At 72.3% G+C, this 18,443-nt stretch carries 15 protein-coding genes; 10 read left to right on the top strand and 5 right to left on the bottom strand.

Features of this window, described 5'->3' with window-relative positions:
- Positions 1 to 99 precede the first annotated feature (99 nt).
- Together AB0L65_RS26465 and AB0L65_RS26460 are read right to left on the bottom strand one after the other, a co-directional pair.
- Positions 100 to 648, bottom strand: a complete 549-nt coding sequence (locus AB0L65_RS26465; protein WP_364249986.1) for an NUDIX domain-containing protein — start codon at positions 646 to 648, stop codon at positions 100 to 102.
- Between the two features lie 357 nt (positions 649 to 1,005).
- A complete protein-coding gene (locus AB0L65_RS26460) occupies positions 1,006 to 3,981 on the bottom strand; it encodes a tetratricopeptide repeat protein (RefSeq protein WP_364249984.1) in 2,976 nt (991 codons plus the stop codon).
- A 133-nt stretch (positions 3,982 to 4,114) separates the two neighbouring features.
- On the opposite strand from AB0L65_RS26460, the gene AB0L65_RS26455 reads away from it, so the two are divergent.
- From AB0L65_RS26455 to AB0L65_RS26430, 6 genes are all read left to right on the top strand, one after another.
- Entirely contained in the window at positions 4,115 to 4,567 is a 453-nt protein-coding gene (locus AB0L65_RS26455) for a carboxymuconolactone decarboxylase family protein (RefSeq protein ID WP_350726930.1), read from the top strand.
- Positions 4,561 to 5,265, top strand: a complete 705-nt coding sequence (locus AB0L65_RS26450; protein ID WP_364249981.1) for an SDR family oxidoreductase — start codon at positions 4,561 to 4,563, stop codon at positions 5,263 to 5,265. The genes AB0L65_RS26455 and AB0L65_RS26450 overlap by 7 nt, the downstream gene beginning before the upstream one ends.
- Positions 5,266 to 5,296: 31 nt before the next feature.
- The gene (locus AB0L65_RS26445) at positions 5,297 to 6,592 is read left to right on the top strand and encodes an FAD-dependent oxidoreductase (protein ID WP_364249978.1); all 1,296 of its coding nucleotides are present in this window, start codon (positions 5,297 to 5,299) and stop codon (positions 6,590 to 6,592) included.
- A gap of 13 nt (positions 6,593 to 6,605) precedes the next feature.
- The gene (locus AB0L65_RS26440; protein ID WP_364249975.1) at positions 6,606 to 7,811 is read left to right on the top strand and encodes an SGNH/GDSL hydrolase family protein; all 1,206 of its coding nucleotides are present in this window, start codon (positions 6,606 to 6,608) and stop codon (positions 7,809 to 7,811) included.
- Positions 7,812 to 8,235: 424 nt separating this feature from the next.
- The gene (locus AB0L65_RS26435; RefSeq protein ID WP_364249972.1) at positions 8,236 to 9,423 is read left to right on the top strand and encodes a cytochrome P450; all 1,188 of its coding nucleotides are present in this window, start codon (positions 8,236 to 8,238) and stop codon (positions 9,421 to 9,423) included.
- Positions 9,424 to 9,504: 81 nt separating this feature from the next.
- Positions 9,505 to 10,491 (top strand): aldo/keto reductase, encoded by a 987-nt coding sequence (locus AB0L65_RS26430; RefSeq protein WP_364249969.1) that lies wholly within the window; start codon positions 9,505 to 9,507, stop codon positions 10,489 to 10,491.
- Positions 10,492 to 10,509: 18 nt separating this feature from the next.
- Here the strand turns inward: AB0L65_RS26430 and AB0L65_RS26425 are convergent, their stop codons facing one another.
- The 3 genes from AB0L65_RS26425 to AB0L65_RS26415 all read right to left on the bottom strand — a co-directional run bounded on the left by AB0L65_RS26425 (position 10,510) and on the right by AB0L65_RS26415 (position 12,199).
- Entirely contained in the window at positions 10,510 to 11,163 is a 654-nt protein-coding gene (locus tag AB0L65_RS26425; RefSeq protein ID WP_364249966.1) for a haloacid dehalogenase-like hydrolase, read from the bottom strand.
- A 36-nt stretch (positions 11,164 to 11,199) separates the two neighbouring features.
- Entirely contained in the window at positions 11,200 to 11,340 is a 141-nt protein-coding gene (locus tag AB0L65_RS26420) for a hypothetical protein (protein ID WP_364249963.1), read from the bottom strand.
- Positions 11,341 to 11,482: 142 nt separating this feature from the next.
- A complete protein-coding gene (locus AB0L65_RS26415) occupies positions 11,483 to 12,199 on the bottom strand; it encodes a GntR family transcriptional regulator (RefSeq protein WP_364249960.1) in 717 nt (238 codons plus the stop codon).
- A 308-nt stretch (positions 12,200 to 12,507) separates the two neighbouring features.
- Between AB0L65_RS26415 and AB0L65_RS26410 the strand changes: the two genes are divergently transcribed.
- The 4 genes from AB0L65_RS26410 to AB0L65_RS26395 are packed head-to-tail and all read left to right on the top strand — an operon-like array spanning position 12,508 to position 18,440.
- Positions 12,508 to 14,814 (top strand): LuxR C-terminal-related transcriptional regulator, encoded by a 2,307-nt coding sequence (locus tag AB0L65_RS26410; RefSeq protein ID WP_364249957.1) that lies wholly within the window; start codon positions 12,508 to 12,510, stop codon positions 14,812 to 14,814.
- On the top strand, positions 14,804 to 16,333 hold the full coding sequence (locus tag AB0L65_RS26405) for a sugar ABC transporter ATP-binding protein (protein ID WP_364249954.1): 1,530 nt from the start codon (positions 14,804 to 14,806) through the stop codon (positions 16,331 to 16,333). The genes AB0L65_RS26410 and AB0L65_RS26405 overlap by 11 nt, the downstream gene beginning before the upstream one ends.
- Positions 16,327 to 17,340, top strand: coding sequence for an ABC transporter permease (locus AB0L65_RS26400; protein ID WP_364249951.1), 1,014 nt, complete (start codon positions 16,327 to 16,329; stop codon positions 17,338 to 17,340). The genes AB0L65_RS26405 and AB0L65_RS26400 overlap by 7 nt, the downstream gene beginning before the upstream one ends.
- A complete protein-coding gene (locus AB0L65_RS26395) occupies positions 17,337 to 18,440 on the top strand; it encodes a substrate-binding domain-containing protein (RefSeq protein ID WP_364249948.1) in 1,104 nt (367 codons plus the stop codon). Before AB0L65_RS26400 ends, AB0L65_RS26395 begins: the two co-directional genes overlap by 4 nt.
- Positions 18,441 to 18,443: the final 3 nt, after the last annotated feature.

Raw genomic sequence — 18,443 nt, 5'->3', positions numbered from 1 at the left:
TCGTGGAGGCTTGGGCGGAGGTGGCGCTTCGGTGGGTGCCGCGGACGACGTAGGTCTCGATGGGCGCCCCTGCGCAGGACAGGTCCTGTCAGGGTCGCGTCAGATCCAGGAGTACTCGTCGTCCGTCACCGCAGGCAGTCCGACGGTGCTCGGCCTCGCGGTCGGACTGGCCAACTGCGCAAGCGCCGCCCCTATGGGAGGGAACATCGGCAGGTCGGCGGCCTGCCGGTAGTCGATCCACTGCACATGGCCAACCTCGTGGCCGCCCTCGGCGAGTTCGTCGAACTCGAGGGTGGCGAGAGCGCGGCGAACGTCCGGGCTGACGTGGAGGCGATAGATCAGGTGGAGCTTGCGGGGCGAAGGCGTGTTTCCCGGCCGGGTTACCCTCGCATCCATCAGCCACAGCAGTTCCGGCTCCGTTCCCGAGCCCGGAGCGAGGGCGAGCTCTTCCTCCAGTTCCCGGGCGAGGGCGGAATCGAGCGGCTCACCTGCGGAAACGTTCCCACCGATCGTGGTGAAGAAGTGGATGTCGTCGGGGCGGTCCCTGCGCAGAAGTGCCACCTCGTCGCCGCAGAACACCAGGGCGCTGACACGGATCTTGATCCTGCCGAACGGGGCCTCGGGCGAGTAGGACTGATCGTCGCTCACGTGCATGCCCTTCCCAGCGCATTTGCCAGATCGGGGGTCATCTCGACGAGGCGAGGTGAACCCTACAGATCCATTCCCGGCCTCTACCCGGCCTAATGAGCACCGGGTGGGGTGTGGTGCGAGCCGGTGGGCCGGTCGCGGCGGATCAGTGCCACGTCGCCGCAGAACACCAGAGTGCCGGTGCGGATCTTCATGTGGGGGAAGGGTCGCGACCACACCCGCGACGCGCGGCGGACCAGGCACACCGCGGCCGCCGTCAGCGAGTCCCTCGTCGCGGTGGGCCCGCCGGTCAGTGGGATGAGCGGATTGTCATCGCGATCATCGGTTCCGTGTTGGGGTATGGGTGACACGTGCCGATCACGTGCGGTCGGAGGGTTCCGATGTGGGGAGGAGCCGGGCGAGGGCCTGGCGGGCGCGCTTTTCCTCGCCCCGGTTGTTCAGCTCCACGGCCAGGTCGAGGGCGGCAGTGTGCAGGCGTACGGCCCGGCCGGGGTCGCCCGTGGTCGCCGCGACCTCGGCCAGGTTGTTGAGTGCCTTGGCCTCGCCTCGGCGGTAGCCGAAGCGCCGATACAGCTCCAGCGCCTGCTCGTGATGGTCACGGGCCTCGGCGTGGCGGCCCAGCCGCGTGCAGGCCACGCCGAGATTGTCCAGGGCGTCGGCCTCACCGCCTCGGCTGTCGATCTCCCGGGACAGCTCCAGCGCCTGCCGGTGCAGGTCGGCCGCGCGTGCGTACTGGCCCAGCCGCTCGTGGACGATGCCGAGGTAGTCCAGCGTCACGGCCTCGCCGAACCGGTCGCCGATCTCGCGGAACAGTTCGAGGGCGCGCAGGTTCGCCTCCCTGGCCCGCTCGTGCTCGCCTTCGTCCGTACTCACCTGGCCCATGCCGACCAGCGCCCGAGCCTGACCTCGCAGGTCCTCGGACGTACGGCAGGCGGCCAGGGCTTGTTGGAAATGGTCACGGGCGACGTCATGGCTGCCCTGCACCTGGTGTACCCAGCCGAGATCGGTCAGTGCCCGCCCTTCGCCGGTCGGATCCTCGCGGCGGCGGGCGGCCTGCAGTGCCTTGCCGTAGAGAGCGAGGGCATCGTCGTGGTGGGCGTGGTCGTAGAAGTAGCGATACAGCGTGGTGGCCAGCAGGCCGGTGTGCGTCAGGTCGCGATCGGCGGCCAGGACGAGGTTGGCCCGTTCGGCGTCCAGCCAGGCCAGTGCCTGCGGCGCGTCCTGGAGGGGGACCGGCGGCGGTGCGGATCGCTCGATGCGCGGTCGCCGGTGGGCGCTGTCGGGGTAGAGCACGTCCATGGCGGCCGACGCCGTGGACAGCTGGTGGCCGAGCAGCCGGGTCAGCGCCGCCTGCCCGACATGCGGCGGCTCCTGCTCGGCGGCGAGCTGCGCGGCGTAGTGACGGAGCAGGTCGTGGAAGGTGTAACGGCCGAAGGCGCGCTGCTGGAGCATGTGCGCATCCAGCAGGTCCTCCAGCAGATCCTCGGTGCGTTCCACCGGGAGATCGGCGAGCGCGGCGGCCGCGTGGGGTTCGGTGTCGCGGCCGGGGTGCAGCCCGAGCAGGCGGAAGAGCCGCTGCTGGTCGGCGGTGAGCTGCCGGTACGACAGGGTGAACGCGGCCGCCACGCCGCGCTCCGACCTGGCCAGCTCGGTGAGCCTGCGGCGCTCGTCCCGCAGGCGTTCGGCGAGGTGGGCGACGCTCCAGCGGGGGCGGTGCCGCAGGCGGGTGGCGGCGATCCGGACGGCCAGCGGCAGGAACCCGCACAACAGCAGGACCTCCGTGACCGCCTCGGGTTCGGCGGCCGCGCGCTCGCCCACGATGCCGGTGAAGAGCGCGACGGAGTCGGGCAGGGGCAGCACGTCCATGGACAGGGTTCGCGCGGCGTCCAGGTCGGTGAGCCGCTGGCGGCTGGTGATGAGCACCAGGCTGTTCGAGGCCCCGGGCAGCAGGGGGCGGATCTGGGCGGTGTCGGTGGCGTTGTCCAGGACCAGCAGCACGTGGCGGCCGGCCAGCTCGGCCCGCCATAAGGCGGCCCGTTCCGTCATGGACGCGGGGATGCGCTCGGTCGCCACACCGAGCTGCCGCAACAGCGCCTCCAGCGCTTCGGCGGGCCCGAGCGGGCGCTGGCCCGCCGTGTGGGCGTGCAGGTCGATGAAGAGCTGGCCGTCGGGGTAGCGGTCGGCGAGCCGGTGCGCGGCGTGGACGGCCAGTGCGGTCTTGCCGATGCCGGCCATGCCGTCGATGGCGGCGATCGTCACCGCCTGGGAGGCGTCGCCCTCGCACAGCTCCACCAACTGGACGGAACGGCCGGCGAAGTCGGCGATGTCGTACGGAAGGAACGCCGCCACCGGCCTGGCCATCACCGGCCCGGCCGCCACGGGCCTGGTCGCGGTGGCGGGCGGTTCGGCCTGCGCTGGCCGGATGCCGGCAGCCGTGGCGGGCTCCGCCGGCCGGATGTCGGTGGACGTGGCGGGCTCTGCGGGCCGGATGGCGGTAGCCGTGGTGGGCTTCGCGGGCCGGATGGCGGCAGCCGTGGGTGGGTCACCGCGCAGGACGGTCTTCTCCACAGCCAGGAAGGCGTGGCCCGGGTCAAGTCCCTGCTCCTCGGCCAGCCTGCGGCGGTAGTCGCGGCCGACGGCGAGCGCGTCCGCCTGACGCCCGGCGCGGTGCAGGGCCAGCATCAGCTGCCCGGCCAGCCGTTCCCGCAAGGGATGCGCGGCCAGCTCGGTGGCCAGCAGGTCGATGAGCTCCGCGTGCCTTCCGGCGGCGAGCTCCAGCTCCACCAGCCGCTCGATCGCGGCCAGCCGCTGGTCCTCCAGCCGGGCCCTGGCACCCTCGGCGAAGTAGGCCTGAACGTCGGCGAAGGCGGGCCCGCGCCACAGGGCGAGCGCTTCCCGCAGCGTCCGCACGGCCGCACCCGGCCCGGCATCCGCATCCGCATCCGCATCCGCATCCGCCACGAGCCTGGCATCCGCATCCGCCACGAGCCCGGCGTCCGCCTTGGCCACGAGCCTGGCGAACTCCCGCAGGTCGAGCTGCCCCGGCTCCGGGCTGATCACATATCCCGCCGGCCGGGTCTGCACCAGGTGGACCGCGTCCGCGGCGCGCAGCGTACGCCGGATCGCGGTCAACGCGGCGTGCACCTGCGCACGGGCCGTGTCCGGCGGCGTCGGCCCCCACATCGCGTCGATCAGCCGCTCGACGCTCAGCACGACGTCGGCATGCAGCAGCAGGTAGCCCAGGAACGCGCGGTGACGCGGGGCCAGGGCGGGAAGCGATCGGTCACCGGCTGACACCTCGACCGGGCCGAGGATCGTCAGCCGCACATCCACCCGCGAATCATACATTTGCCCCTTTGGTAACAGAGGCCCCCATAGGCGATGCATCGACATCGCATCGCGATCGTATGGATCGCCCTCCCCATGCTGGTCACATCAGCTGATCACCACACATGAGGAGGCTCCCATGCAGGCACGCATGAAGAACCCCGCCCTCGTCCTCCCCGGCGCCATGAAGGCGCTCCTGGACCTCGGAAAGGCCGCTGACCAGGCCGGGCTGCCCAAGGTCACCGTGGACCTGGTGCTGCTCAGGGCCAGCCAGATCAACGGCTGCAGCGTCTGCGTCGACATGCACGCCAAGGACCTGCGCAAGGCAGGCGAGAGCGACGAGAGGCTGTTCGCCGTGGCGGCGTGGCGCGAGGCGCCGTACTTCACCGACGCCGAGCGCGCCGCGCTGGCACTCGCCGAGCAGGTCACCCGGCTCGCCGATGGCGGCCAGGTCGGCGACGAGCTGTGGGACGAGGTCGCCGACCTCTACTCCGAGACCGAGCTCGCCGCGTTGATCATGACGATCTCCACCGTCAACCTGTGGAACCGCCTGAACGCCTCCACCCGGCAGATCGCGGGTGCGGCATGGTAACGGTCGCGCTCGTCACGGGCGCGAACAAGGGCATCGGCACCGAGATCGCACGCCAGCTCGCCGACGCGGGCGTCACCGCGATCATCGGCGCCCGTGACGAGGAGCGGGGGCGCGCCGCGGCCGAGCGGCTCGGCCTGCCGTACGTACGGCTCGACGTCACCGACGCGGCCTGCGTCCGAGCCGCGGCACAGTGGATCGAGCAGGAGTACGGCAAGCTCGACATCCTGGTCAACAACGCCGGGATCACCTTCGACGACGGGCCGCCCAGCCAGGCCACCACCGCGCAGGCCCGCCAGGTCTACGAGACGAACGTGTTCGGCGTCATCGAGGTCACCAACGCGATGCTGCCGCTGCTGCGCCGCTCACCCGCGGGACGCATCGTGAACGTCTCCAGCGAACGCGGCTCGATCGGCCGCACCCTGGACCAGGCCCATCCGCTGTGGCCGATGCTCAACCTCGTCTACTGCTCCTCCAAGGCCGCCCTCAACATGATCACCGTGTCCTACGCCAAAGAGCTGTGGGACACCCCGATCAAGGTCAACGCGGTCGACCCGGGCTGGGTCAAGACCGACATCAACCACAACGAAGGCATCAAGCCCCCTGAAGAGGGCGCCGCCCCGATCGTGGCCATGGCGTTGCTGGACGCCGACGGCCCCACCGCCGCCTTCGTCCAGCACGAAGGCCCTCTTCCCTGGTAACCCCAGGTGATCCCGTAAGGAGACGACAGCTATGGATCTACGTCATGCGGTCCGGGGGCGTGTGCTGCTTCCCGGCGAGGACGGGTTCGACGAAGCGGCCCGCCCGTGGGCGGTGGGCGTCCACCAGCCGGTGTCCGCCGTCGTCGAGGCCGAGGACGCGGCGGATGTGGCGGCGCTGGTGCGCTACGCCCGCGAAGCCGGGCTGACGGTCACCGCCCAGCCGTCGGGCCATGGCGCCTCGGGTGACGCGCAGGGCGTGATCCTGCTGCGCACCGGCCGCCTGGACCGGGTGGAGGTCGATGCGCGGGCGCGCGTCGCCCGGGTCGGCGCCGGAGTGCGGTGGGGCCGGTTGCTGGCCGAGACCGGCAGGCACGGCCTCACCGGCCCGGCCGGCAGCAGCCCGGCCGTGACGGTCGCCGGGTTCGTCGCCGGCGGCGGCGTCTCGTGGTTCGGCCGCATGTACGGCTGGGCCGCCGACTCGGTGCGCGCCTTCGAGATCGTCGACGCCGACGGCGAGCAGGTACGGGTCACCGGCGACTCCGACGCCGACCTGTTCTGGGCGCTGCGCGGTGGTGGCGGCGACTACGCGCTGGTCACCTCGATCGAGCTGGCGCTGTACCCGGCGCCCAGCGTGTACGGCGGGCGCATCACCTGGCCGGCCACCCGCGCCGGAGCGGTCTTCGACGCCTTCCGCCGGATCACCGCGGACGCGCCACGCGAGCTGTCGGTGTGGATCAACCGGATGGCGCCGCCGCCGCCCGCGCCGCCGCTGGTCACCGTGGACGTGACCTACCTCGGCGGCGACGCCGAGGCCAAGGCGCTGCTGACCGCGTTCGACGAGATCGGCGGCAGCCTCTCCGACAGCCGCGGCTCCATGGACATCGCCGACCTGGGCACGATCGCGGCCGAGCCGGTCGAGCCCAGCCCCATGCTGGCCCGGACCGAACTTCTGACCGACCTGCCGGTGCGGGCCCTCGCGGAGGCCGAACTCGCACCCTTGCTGAACCTGCAGGTCCGGCATCTCGGCGGGGCGCTGGCCGAGGCCGATCCCGCCGGCGGCGCGGGTGGCGCGCTGGCCGAGCCGTACATGCTCTACCTGCTCGGCCTGCGGCTGCCCCACCTGGCCGACGCGGTACGGGCCAGGCAGGCGGCCCTGGTCGAGGCGCTGGGTGAGGCGGTCAGCGGGCGCAAGCCGTACACCTTCCTGGCGCCGGCGGACGACGCCGCGCAGGCCTTCCCCGCCGACACGCTGGCCCGGCTGCGCGAGATCAAGCGCCGGCGCGATCCCTACGGCGTCTTCCGCGCCAACTTCCCCGTCCTGGACTGAAAAGAGCACCAACATGCTGAAAATCGCGACTGCCGCCGCGCTGGTGGCCGCCCTGGCGGCGGCACCGGCACCCGCCGACGCGGCGACCGGCAGGTGGGCGGCGGCCTGGGCGACCGGCGTCCAGCAGCCGTCCCCCGACGTCTGGTATCCCACCTGGGCGGAGAAGGGCTTCGCCGACCACTCCGTACGGCAGGCGGTTCGGGTCACCGCCGGCGGCTCGGCGGTCCGGATCCGGCTCTCCAACGCCTACGGCACCACCCCGCTCCGGCTCACCGGCGCCAGCGTGGGCAAGGCCGGCGCGGGCGCCGCCGTACAGGCGGGCACGCTCCGCCCGCTGACCTTCGCACACGCCGCCTCCGTCACCGTCCCCACCGGCGGGCAGGCCGCCAGCGATCCCGTCCGGCTCGCGGTCGAACCGGGAGAGCGGCTGACCGTGACGCTGTACTTCCAGGGCGCCACAGGACCGGCCACCTACCACAACCTGGCCATGGCCACCTCCTACCGCGCCTCCGGCGACCACACCCGCGACCTCGGCGCGGCCGCCTTCGGCGAGACCAACAGCTCCTGGTTCTACCTGTCCGGAGTGGACGTGTACGGCGGCGAGGCCGCGGTGGCGACCTTCGGCGACTCCATCACCGACGGATACGCCGCCACCCAGGACGCCGACGACCGCTACCCGGACGCGCTGGCCCGCAGGCTGAACGGCAGGCGGCCGGTGCTCAACCTCGGCATCGCCGGCAACCGCCTGCTCAACGACTCGGCGTGCCTGGGCGAGCGCGGGCTGACGCGCTTCCGCTGGGACGTGCTGGGCCAACCTCGCGTCAAGACCGTGATCGTGCTGGAAGGCATCAACGACATCCTCCTGGGCATGCAGGACCCCACCCCCTGCACCACCCCCGCGGTCAAGGTCGGCGCCGCCGACCTGATCGACGGCTACCGGCGGCTCATCCGCACCGCCCACGCGCGAGGAGTCCGGATCATCGGCGGCACCCTCCTGCCGGCCGGTCTCCCCGGCGAGGCCGAGGCCGTCCGCGACGCGGTCAACGCGTGGATCCGGACCGGCGGCGAATTCGACGCGGTCGTCGACTTCGAACGCGCGGTCGCCGACCCCGCCGACCCCGATCGGATCCGGCCGGCCTTCGACAGCGGAGACCACCTCCACCCGAACCCCGCCGGCTACCGGGCAATGGCCGACGCCGTCGACCTGCACACCCTGTGAGGGCTGGGTGATCAGCGCCGGGGAAAATGCGCCTTGGCGTAGTCTTTCGCACGTCTGAACCTCCGCCCCCGGACGGCTGGATGTCGCCTTCGATACAGAAGCGGCGAGTGACCTTCGCGCCGTTGACGCTCCGCGTCCGGCAGGGCTCCGCGGTTCGTCCGTGCCGTGACTGAGATATACGGAAGCCACGGCCATTATTGCGAGGACGCCGTATGAGCGGGCCCGCCGGCGACGGCTTTCGATTGTCATCGTCATGCTTTTTTGGATAGCCCGCTCGATTCCCTTGCTTGCAGCGAGACCGAGCCCTTGATTTCGGGCGGCCGAAAACGGGGACTGGTAAACGGAAATAGCCTGGGGCCGATCCCGAACATAAGGTGGACACCTGTTCATTGCCGTGCGCGAAAGGGCGACGATGATCGAGACAATGTTCGATGAGGACTATTTCCGTGACCCGCATCCCGTATTCGCGCGGCTCCGCGAAGGGCGCCCCGTCTATCGCACCGCGACCCCGCAGGGCGTACGGGTCTGGGTGGTGAGCCGGTACGAGGACGTCAAGGCGGCCTGCACCGACCCGCGCCTCAGCAAGGACTTCACGAACAACCCGGACATGATCAAATCGAACGAGCTGGAGGGCGGCGACAGCAGCGGCTACGAGGCCGTGGTGCCCCACAACATGCTCTTCGTCGACCCGCCCGACCACGCGCGCCTGCGGCGGCTGGTGGGCAAGGTGTTCACGGCGGGCCGCGTCCAGGCGTTGCGGCCCCGCGTCGAGCAGATCAGCGCGAGCCTCCTCGACAAGGTGGGCCCGGAGTTCGACCTGCTGCACGACTACGCCGTGCCCCTGCCCGCGATGGTGATCGGGGAGCTGCTCGGCATCCCCGAGAACGACTGGCCGCAGCTCATCAAGTGGTCCAACACCACCATCGAGGGCGCCGTACTGGATCCGCAGGTGGTGGTGCGGGCCGCCACCGAGTTCATCACCTACCTCGGCGAGCTCTGCGAGGCCAGGCGGGCCGCGCCGGCCGATGACCTGTTCAGCGCGATGGTGCAGGCCCAGGACGAGGAGGGCGCGCTGAGCGGGCGGGAGCTCGTCGACACCGCGTTCCTGCTCACGGTCGCCGGCCACGAGACGACCGTGCATCTGATCTGCAACGGGGCGCTCGCGCTCCTGCGCCACCCCGACCAGATCGCCAAGCTCCGCGCGGACCCCGGGCTGCTGCCGGCGGCGGTCGAGGAGTTCCTCCGTTACGACGGGCCGGTCAGCACGTCCACCCTCAGGTTCACCAAGGAGCCGGTCACCATCGGGGGCACGGAGATCCCGGCGGGACAGCTCGTGCTGGTGTCCTTCCTGTCTGCCAACCGGGACGCGGCGCAGTTCGCCGACGCCGATCGCCTCGACGTCACCCGCGCTCCGGGCCAGCACGTCGCGTTCGGGCACGGCATCCACTACTGCCTCGGCGCCCCGCTGGCCAGGACCGAAGGCGTGGTGGCCTTCCGCCACCTGCTGGAGCGTTTCCCCGGCCTGCGGCTCGCCGTCCCCGAGGAGCGGCTGGCCTGGCGTCCGGGGCTGCTCATGCACGGTCTGGCCAGCCTGCCTGTACGGAGCTCATGAGGCGCGGTGAAGCACGCCGCATTCGACGCTTGTGTCCGGGTCGTGAATCATGGAGGGCCGAGTGGCTGAAAGGTGCTGTGCATGCGTTACCGTCTGCTGGGCCGGACCGGGCTCAGGGTCTCCGAGCTGTTCCTCGGCGCGATGACCTACCGCGAGGTGTCGCCGGAGGCGCGGCGCATCCTCGACCTGTACGCCGAGTCCGGTGGCAACGTCGTCGACACCGCCTCCATGTACGGCGAGAGCGAGAACGTCGTCGGCGAGCTGCTCCAAGGACGCCGTGACCGTTTCGTCCTGGCCACCAAGTACACCGGCACCCGCGACCGCACCGACCCCAACGCTGCCGGCAACCACCGCAAGAACCTCGTGCTGTCGCTGGAGCAGAGCCTGCGCCGGCTGCGCACCGACTACGTCGACCTCTTCTGGGTGCACGTCTGGGACCGGCACACCCCAGTCGAGGAGACGATGCGCGCGCTGGACGACGCCGTCCGCGCCGGGAAGATCCTTTACGCCGGCATCTCGGACGCCCCGGCCTGGCTGGCCAGCCGGGCCAACACGCTGGCGGAGTGGCGCGGGTGGACGCCGTTCGCGGGGTTGCAGGTGCCGTACAGCCTGCTGCGGCGGGACGCGGAGCGGGAGCTGCTGCCGATGGCGCAGGCGTACGGGATGAGCGTGACGGCGTGGGGGACCCTCGAACGCGGCGTGCTGTCGGGCAGGTACAACGAGCCCGGCGCGCAGGCCTCCCGGGTGTCGCCCGACACCCTGAGCGAGCGGGACCGGACCGCGGCGCGCGCGGTCGTCGAGGTGGCCGGCGAGCTGGGCGTCACGGCCTCGCAGGTGGCGCTGGCCTGGGTGCTCGGGCGTGGGGTGCATCCGATCGTCGGGGCGAGCAGCGTGGACCAGCTCAAGGACAACCTGGGGGCCTCGGGGCTCGTGCTGCCGGAGGAGGCGGTGCGGCGGCTGGAGTCGGCGGTGGACTTCGAGCTCGGCTTCCCGCGTGACTTCGTCGAGGAGGTGGATCGGAGCCCGGCCATCTACGGCGATGCCGTCCACCTGCTGGACGGCCGCTGACCGCCAGGCCCCCGTGGCTCAGGGCGTCGGGGTGGCGGTGGGGAGCAGGGTGCGGGCCAGGCGGTAGGCCTCGGTGAGGTCGTCGCCGCGGTAGTCCAGAGCGGCGAGGTCGGCGAGGTGGTGGTCGGCGTTGACGGCGACGGTGTGCGGCAGGTGGCGGAACAGCGGCGCGTCCGACATCGAGTCGCCGTAGGCCAGGCACTGCTCGCGGCCGAGCCCGAGCCGGGCGCGGGTGCTGTCGGCGATGCGGACCTTGTCGGCGGGCGTCAGGACGCCGCCGGGGTCCAGGGGCGCGGTGAAGGGCAGGGGCGGGAAACTGGAGGCGGCGACCTCGTCGAAGCCCAGCTCCAGCAGGTGGCGGGCGAAGAAGTCCGGGGCCATGGTGATGACCAGGGAGTGCTCGCCGCGGGCCCGGATGTCGGCGCAGACCTCGGCGATGCCGCCGAGCCAGGGGGCGGCGGCGTAGGCGGCGGCCACGACCTGGGGGGTGAGGTCGGCCCAGAGACCGGGGAGGGCGGCGGAGAAGCCCCGGGTGTCGAGCTCGCCGGCGGCGAAGCGGGCCTCCATCTCGAGGAGCCGCGGCGTGGTGCCGGTGTGGCGGGCGATCTCGAGGCTGGCGGTGGATCCGGCCAGGAGGGTGCCGTCCATGTCGAAGATATGCAGGATGCCCATGGTTGTCCGATTATGTCAGGGCACCCCGCTCGGAGATCAGACGGTGTTCAGCTTGCGGAGGGCCCGGGAGATGCCGTCGAGCGCGGCGTAGCCCGGCGCGGTGGCGTGCGGCGGGATGACGGACAGGTTGCCTGGTAAGTTGCCAGCCAGACTTTCTTGCCAAATCGAGTGTGCCAAGAGAGGGAAATGTAAATTACGCCGCACTTGTCCTGTCAGGCGTGCCGGAACCTGTCAGACAACCTGACTTCGCGACATCGCATGCGGGCACGACGAAGACCCGCCTGTCGCTACAGGCGGGTCATTGTCGTGCGGACGCGGGTCAGCCGTCGGTGGCGGCGGTCCCCAGGATCTCGTTGCGGTAGGTCAGGAGGTGCCGGCGCCATACCTCGGCCGCCTCGGCGGCATTGCCCTCCCGGATGTGCCTGATGACCGTGCGCGACTCCTCGACGTGGCCGTCGCGGGCACTGGCCTCGGCCGGCGCGCGACGTCGCAGCTCCTGCCACAGCGGCCCCGCGACGTGCCGCAGCGCCTCTTCGAGGGCCTGTTCGAGCAGGGGGTTGCGGGCGGCGCGGGCGATGGCCCGGTGCACGGGCAGGTCGCTCGCGTAGGCGCCGGTCTCGGCGTACTCGGTCTCCAGCTTGGCCAGCGTGGCCTCGAGCAGCTCCAGGTCCTCCGGGTAGCGCTTCTCCGCGGCCAGCGCGGCCAGGGCGGGCTCGATCGCGAGCCTGGCCTCGAACACCTGCGGCGGCAGCACCTCCACACCCCAGGTCGCCACCGTGGCCGCGGTGCCGGTGATCACCGTGCCCCTGCCCTTGTGGGACTTGGCCAGCCCGGCGAGCTCCAGGGCGGCGAGCGCCTCCCTGATGGTGGGCCTGCTCACCGCGAAGTTCTGCGCCAGCTCGCGCTCGGAAGGCAGCTTGTCGCCGGGTTTGAGCTGCTCGTCGCGGATCGCGGCGACGAGCTGGTCGGCGACTTGGACGGCCGCGCTCCTCTTGACCACCGGAGTCACCGAGAACCCCGCGCTGCCACTTGCCACTACTCGATGCTCCTCTTTTGTGACCATTTGTGCGCTCGTTCGCATCCTATCAAGCGGCTAGGCAACCTGACATGCTGACCAGCGACCACCGTCATACGGAGCTCAGCACGGCATCTCACCAAGGTCAACCACCGTGGCCGTGGTCGGCATCATGCCCAAGGGCGCTTGGGACGGGCATGACCGGCCCGATCGCGGCTGGCGCAGGGTTTGCGTCCGCACTGCCATGACGTTGCCTGCCACGGGTAGCAATAAGCCGAGGCCTGCGAGGGCGCGCACGGGTGACGAGGTTTGTGGAAGCTATGGGGGCGATGGCGCGGTCACGTGCGGGGAATCTGCCACTGGAGCTCACGAGCTTCGTCGGTCGCAGGAACGAGATCGCCGAAGGCAAGCGCTTGCTCACCTCCGGCCGGTTCCTGACGCTCACCGGAGTCGGCGGGGTGGGCAAGACGCGGCTGGCGCGGCGGATCGCCGCCGAGATGTCACGCGAGTTCGGCGACGGGGTCTGGCTGGTCGACCTGGCCCCGCTGGTGGCGGGTGCGCTGCTCACCGAGACGGTCGCCGACGCCGTCGGATGCCCCCGGCAGGATCCGGCCTCCCTCGCCGAGTACCTGCACGACAAACGGCTGCTGCTGGTGCTGGACAACTGCGAGCACCTGCTGCCCCAGGTCGCGGCGCTGGCCGGCGACCTGCTGGCGATGGCCCCCGAGCTGCGCGTCCTGGCCACCAGCCGGCAGGCGCTGCACGTCCCGGGGGAGCTGGTCCTCGAGGTCCCGCCGCTGAACGTGCCGGGGACGTCCGAGATGTCGATGGACGGCGCCCTGGAGAACGAGGCGGTGCGGCTGTTCGAGGACCGGGCCGCCTCGGCCGTGCACGAGTTCAGGGTCACCGAGGCCAACAGCGCGGCGGTGGCGCGGCTGTGCCGGCGGCTGGACGGCATCCCCCTGGCCATCGAGCTCGCGGCGGTGAGGGTGCTGGTCCTGTCCGTGGAGCAGATCCTGGAGCGCCTCGACGACCGGTTCCGGCTGCTGACGACCGGGCCCACCACCGCGCCGCCGCGCCAGAAGACGCTCCGCGCGCTGGTGGACTGGAGCTATGACCTCTGCTCCGAGGAGGAGCGGACGCTGTGGGAGCGGCTGTCGGTCTTCTCCGGCGGCTGCGGCCTGGACGCGATCGAGCACGTGTGCTCGGAGGGCGGGATCGCCCCGGAAAGCCTCATGGACCTGCTGACCCAGCTGGTGGACAAGTCGATCGTGCAGCGCCGCGGGCAGGCCTCCAACGTGCGCTTCGAGATGCTCGACACGCTGCGCCAGTACGGATGGAAGCGGCTCGTCGCCTCCGGCCAGGACCAGGCCCTGCGGCTGCGCCACCGCGACTGGTGCCGCCGGCTGGCGGCGCGGGCGGAGGACGAGTGGTTCGGCGAGCACCAGATGGACTGGCTCGGGCGCCTCATCCAGGAGCAGGGGAACGTGCGCTCCGCGCTGGAGTTCTGCCTGGGCGCGCCGGGCGAGGCGTGGGCCGCGCTCGAGATCGCCGCCGCGATGTGGAGCCACCGGCTCTCGTGGAGCTCCCCGAGCGAGGGCCACCACTGGCTGGAACGGGCGCTGGCGCAGGAGTCCGGCGCCAGCGCCGGGCGGGCCAAGGCCCTGTGGGTCGACGCGTGGCTCGTCCTGCTGCGGGGCGACCCGCAGGCCGCCAAGCCGCTGCTGGAGGAGTGCCAGGCGCTGGCGGAGCGGCTCGGGGACGAGGCCCAGCTCGCCGGGGCGCTGCACATCACCGGGTTCGCCGCGTTGCTGGCCGGCGACTTCTCCCGGGCCATGAAGCTCCTCGACGAGGCGCTGACCCGCCGCCGTTCCCTCGGTCACCGGGGGCACGCGTGGGTGGCCCTCTTCCAGCTGGCCATGACCGCCGTCCTCATGGACGACCCGCGGTCCACGCCGCTCTGCGAGGAGGTGCTGGAGACGGCCGAGCGCGCGAACGCCGAATGGTCGATCTCGTACGCGCTGTGGGTCGCGGCCCTCGACCGGCGGCGCCAGGGCGCGCTCCGGGAGGCCGTGACCATGATGCGGGACGCCGTGCGGCTCAAGGTGCGCTGCAACGACCACCTCGGCCTGGCCCAGTGCCTGGAGGGGCTGGCCTGGATCCTGGCCGACGACGAGCAGTACGAGCAGGCCGCCCAGATGCTGGGCGCCGCCCACATGGTCTGGCAGTCGATCGGGACGTCGCTGCCCGGGCTCGGGCACCTGGTCGGCGCCCACGACCGGTGCGAGTCCGGCCTCCGGCGGAATCTCACGGAGCGGGCGTTCAAGGCGGCCTTCGACCGCGGCGCGGAGCTCACCCTCGAGCAGGCCGCCGCGTACTCGCTGGACGAGAAGCCCGCACGGCGCGCGGAGAGCGCCCAGCCCGAGTCCGACGCCACGTCCCTCCTGACCCGCAGGGAGCGGGAGATCGCCGGCCTGGTCGCGAAGGGCCTGAGCAACAAGCAGATCGCCGAGACGCTGGTCATCGCCCAGCGCACCGCGGAGTGCCACGTCGAGAACGTCCTGCGCAAGCTGAACTTCTCGTCCAGGTCGCAGATCGTCAAGGCGTGGGAATCGCGCCGCCCCGATGGCGAGTGACCCGCGTCCCCGGCCGGGAACGGCGGCGGACCCGGATCCGCTCGTCCGGATCCGGGGGCTGCGCAAGAGCTTCGGCGGCATCCGCGCGCTGTGCGGAGTGGACCTCGACCTCCGCCGCGGCGACGTGCTCGCCCTGCTCGGCGCCAACGGCGCGGGCAAGTCGACGCTGATCAAGATCCTGGCCGGCGTCCACCACGCCGACGGGGGAGAGGTCGTCGTGGCCGGCCACCCGCTGGGCAGCCAGGCCGCCTCCGCCGGCATGGCGTTCATCCATCAGGACCTCGGCCTCGTGGAGTGGATGACCGTCGCGGAGAACATCGCCCTCGGCAGGGGATACGCCCGGCGCGGCGGCCTCATCTCCTGGCGCGCGGTACGCCGCCGCTGCGTGGACGCCCTCCGGATCGTCGCCTCCCGCCTCGACCCGGACGAGCCGATCGCCCACCTGACGCGGGCGGAGCGCTCGCTGGTCGCCATCGCCCGCGCGCTGGCCACGCACGCGCGGATCATCGTGCTGGACGAGCCGACCGCCTCCCTGGCCGCCGCCGAGTGCGAGCGCCTCTTCGACGTCCTGCGCACGCTCCGCGATCGGGGTCACGGGATCCTGTACGTCAGCCACCGGCTGGACGAGGTCTACCGGATCGCCGACCGGGTCGCCGTCCTGCGCGACGGACACCTCGTCAGCCAGGGCCCGCTCGCCGGCCGCGACCCGGCCGATCTGGTGCGCGAGATCGTGGGGCGCGAGGAAAGGGCCCAGCGGCGCCGGGTCCGCCGGCCGGGAGAGGTCCTGCTGAGCCTGGACGGCGTGCGCGCCGGCCGGGCGGGCCCGGTGGGGTTCGACCTGCGGGCTGGCGAGGCGCTCGGCCTGGTCGGGCTCACGGGAGCCGGGCACGCGGACCTCGGCCGCGCGCTGGCCGGCGCCTACCCCATGGCGGCGGGCCGCGTGCTGCTCGGCGGCGGCCCGTACCGGCCGGCCTCGGTCGCGGCGGCCGTCGGCGCCGGGGTCGGCTTCGTGTCCGGCGACCGGCAGGAGGAAGGGGCCGCCGCCGACCTGAGCGTGCGGGAGAACCTGCTGGCCAACCCCGGCGCGCGCGGCCGATCGCCGCTGAGCCCGCTGAGCCCGCGCCGCGAGCGCGCCGAGACGGCGGCGATCGTCGAGCGCCTGCGCGTCCGCCCGGCCGACCCGGAGACGCCGTTCGCCGCCCTGTCCGGCGGGAACCAGCAGAAGGTGCTGATCGGCCGCTGGCTCGGGGCCCGCCGCCGGCTCCTGATCCTGGAGGAGCCCACGGCCGGCGTCGACGTCGGCGCCAAACCCGAGATCCTCCGGCTGCTCGACGAGGCCCTGGCGGCCGGGGCCGCCGCGCTCCTGGTCTCCGCCGACTTCGAGGAGGTCGCGAACCTGTGCGACCGGGCGCTCGTGTTCGCGCGCGGGACGGTGACGGCCGAGCTGAGCGGCGACGCCCTCACCGTCGCCGCCCTCACCCGGGCGGCCACGGCCACCCCAGGGACGGGCCGTTGCTGACGGACGACCGCACGCCCCGGAGACGGCCCTCCGCCGGCCGGCTGATCGGCGGGTACGGGCTGCTCGCGCTGGCCGTCATCCTGTTCGCCGCGTTCGCGCTCGTCCTGCCGGACACGTTCCCCACCATGGCCAACCTGACCGCGATCGTCTCCGCCTACTCGATCATCGCGGTCCTGGCGCTGGGCTCCATGATCCCCATCATCACCGGGAACTTCGACCTGTCCCTCGGCTACGGCCTGGGCCTGTGGCACGTCATGACGCTGCTGCTGATCGTGAACGCCGGCTGGCCGTGGCCCGCGGCCTGCCTGGCCGTGCTCGCCGGCGCGCCGGCGGTCGGCGCGGTCAACGGCCTGCTGGTGGAGTTCGCGCGCATCGACTCGTTCATCGCGACCCTCGGCACCGGCAGCATCCTGTACGCCGTCACGGGCTGGGTGACCCAGGGCGCCCGGATCTTCCCCGGCCCGCAGGGCCTGCCCGAGGGCCTGACCGGCCTGTACGACTCGACGCTCCTCGGCCTGCCGGCGCCCGCGTTCTACGTGCTCGTCCTGGCCGCCGCGCTGTGGCTCGTGCTGGAACGGCTCCCCGTGGGCCGCTACCTCTACGTCATCGGCTCGAACCCGCGGGCGGCGGAGCTGGTCGGGATCCCGGTCCGCCGGTACGTCGTCCTCGCCTTCGCGGGATCCGGCCTGGTGACCGGCTTCGCGGGCGTGCTCCTCGCGGCCCAGCAGCAGATCGGCAACCCGAGCGTCGGGCTGGACTACCTGCTGCCGGCGTTCGTGGCCGCGCTGCTCGGCTCCACCACGGTCAAGCCCGGGCGGGCCAACCCCTGGGGCACGGTCGTCGCCATCGCGGTCCTGGCCATCGGGCTGTCGGGCATCAGCCAGCTCGGGGTGGACTTCTGGGTCACCCCGCTGTTCAACGGCGCCACCCTGCTCGTCGCCGTCGGGCTGGCCGGCTACTCCGCGCGGCGCCGGGCGCACACCGGCCGGGTGCGGAGCCTTCCATGAACCTCGCCCGCCTCGTGGCGCTCGTCCTGGTCGCCGGCGGCTGCTCTCTCGGCACCCCGCCACCCGCCCCCGGAGGGGGGTGCCACGACGTGGTGCACACCGCCAGGCGGGCGGTCGCCCGCGCCGAGGCGACGGACGTGCCCTGGGGCGGTCCCACGAGTGGGCCGCGCGCCGTCCCGGGCAAGAGCATCGTCTTCGTGGCCTCGACCATGACCAACCCCGGCGTGGCCGGCACCGCCGACGCCGTACGGACGGCCGCCCGGTCCGTACGGTGGAGCTTCCGCGTGATCGACGGCCAGGGCACCCCCGCCGGGATCCGGGTGGCCCTGGGCGAGGCGGTCGCGCTCCGGCCGTCGGGCATCGTCATCGGCGGGTTCGACCCGGGAGCCGTGGCGCAGCAGGTCAGGCAGGCCAACGCCGCCGGGATCCAGCTCGTGGGATGGCACGCGACCAAGTCACCGGGCCCCAGCGCGAACCCCCGCCTCTTCACCAACGTCACCAGCCGGGTGGAGGACGTCGCGCGGATCAGCGCGTACTGGATCATCGCCAGGTCGAACGGCCGGGCAGGCGTGGTGATCTTCACCGACTCCTCGATCCCGTTCGCCGAGAACAAGTCCCGGCTCATCAAGCAGATCCTGGCGACCTGCTCCGGCGTCCGGCTCCTGTCGTACGAGAACATCCCGCTCCCCGACGCGGGCATCCGCACGCCGCAGGAGGTCTCGTCCCTGCTGTCCCGCTTCAGGGACCTGTGGACGTACTCGGTCGCCATCAACGACGTCTACTTCGCCGACGCCGCTCCCGCGCTGCGCGCCGCCGGCAAGCCCGGGGAGGGGCCTCCGTACTCCATCGGCGCCGGGGACGGGGACCCGTCGGCGTTCCAGCGGATCCGCGCCCGGCAGTTCCAGCACGCGACCGTCCCGGAGCCGCTGAACGCGCAGGGCAGCCAGATCGTCGACGAGCTCAACCGCGCGTTCGCCGGGCACCCGCCGAGCGGGTACGTGACGCCGGTGCACCTGACCACGACGGCGAACGTCGACGACGCCACGTCCTGGGACCCGCGCGGCTACCGCGACGCCTACCTGCGGATCTGGCGCGGGTAAGCG

The organism is Nonomuraea sp. NPDC052116, from assembly GCF_040680035.1.
GTDB lineage: Bacteria > Actinomycetota > Actinomycetes > Streptosporangiales > Streptosporangiaceae > Nonomuraea > Nonomuraea angiospora_A.
This window is presented reverse-complemented; position numbering and strand designations above follow the sequence as displayed.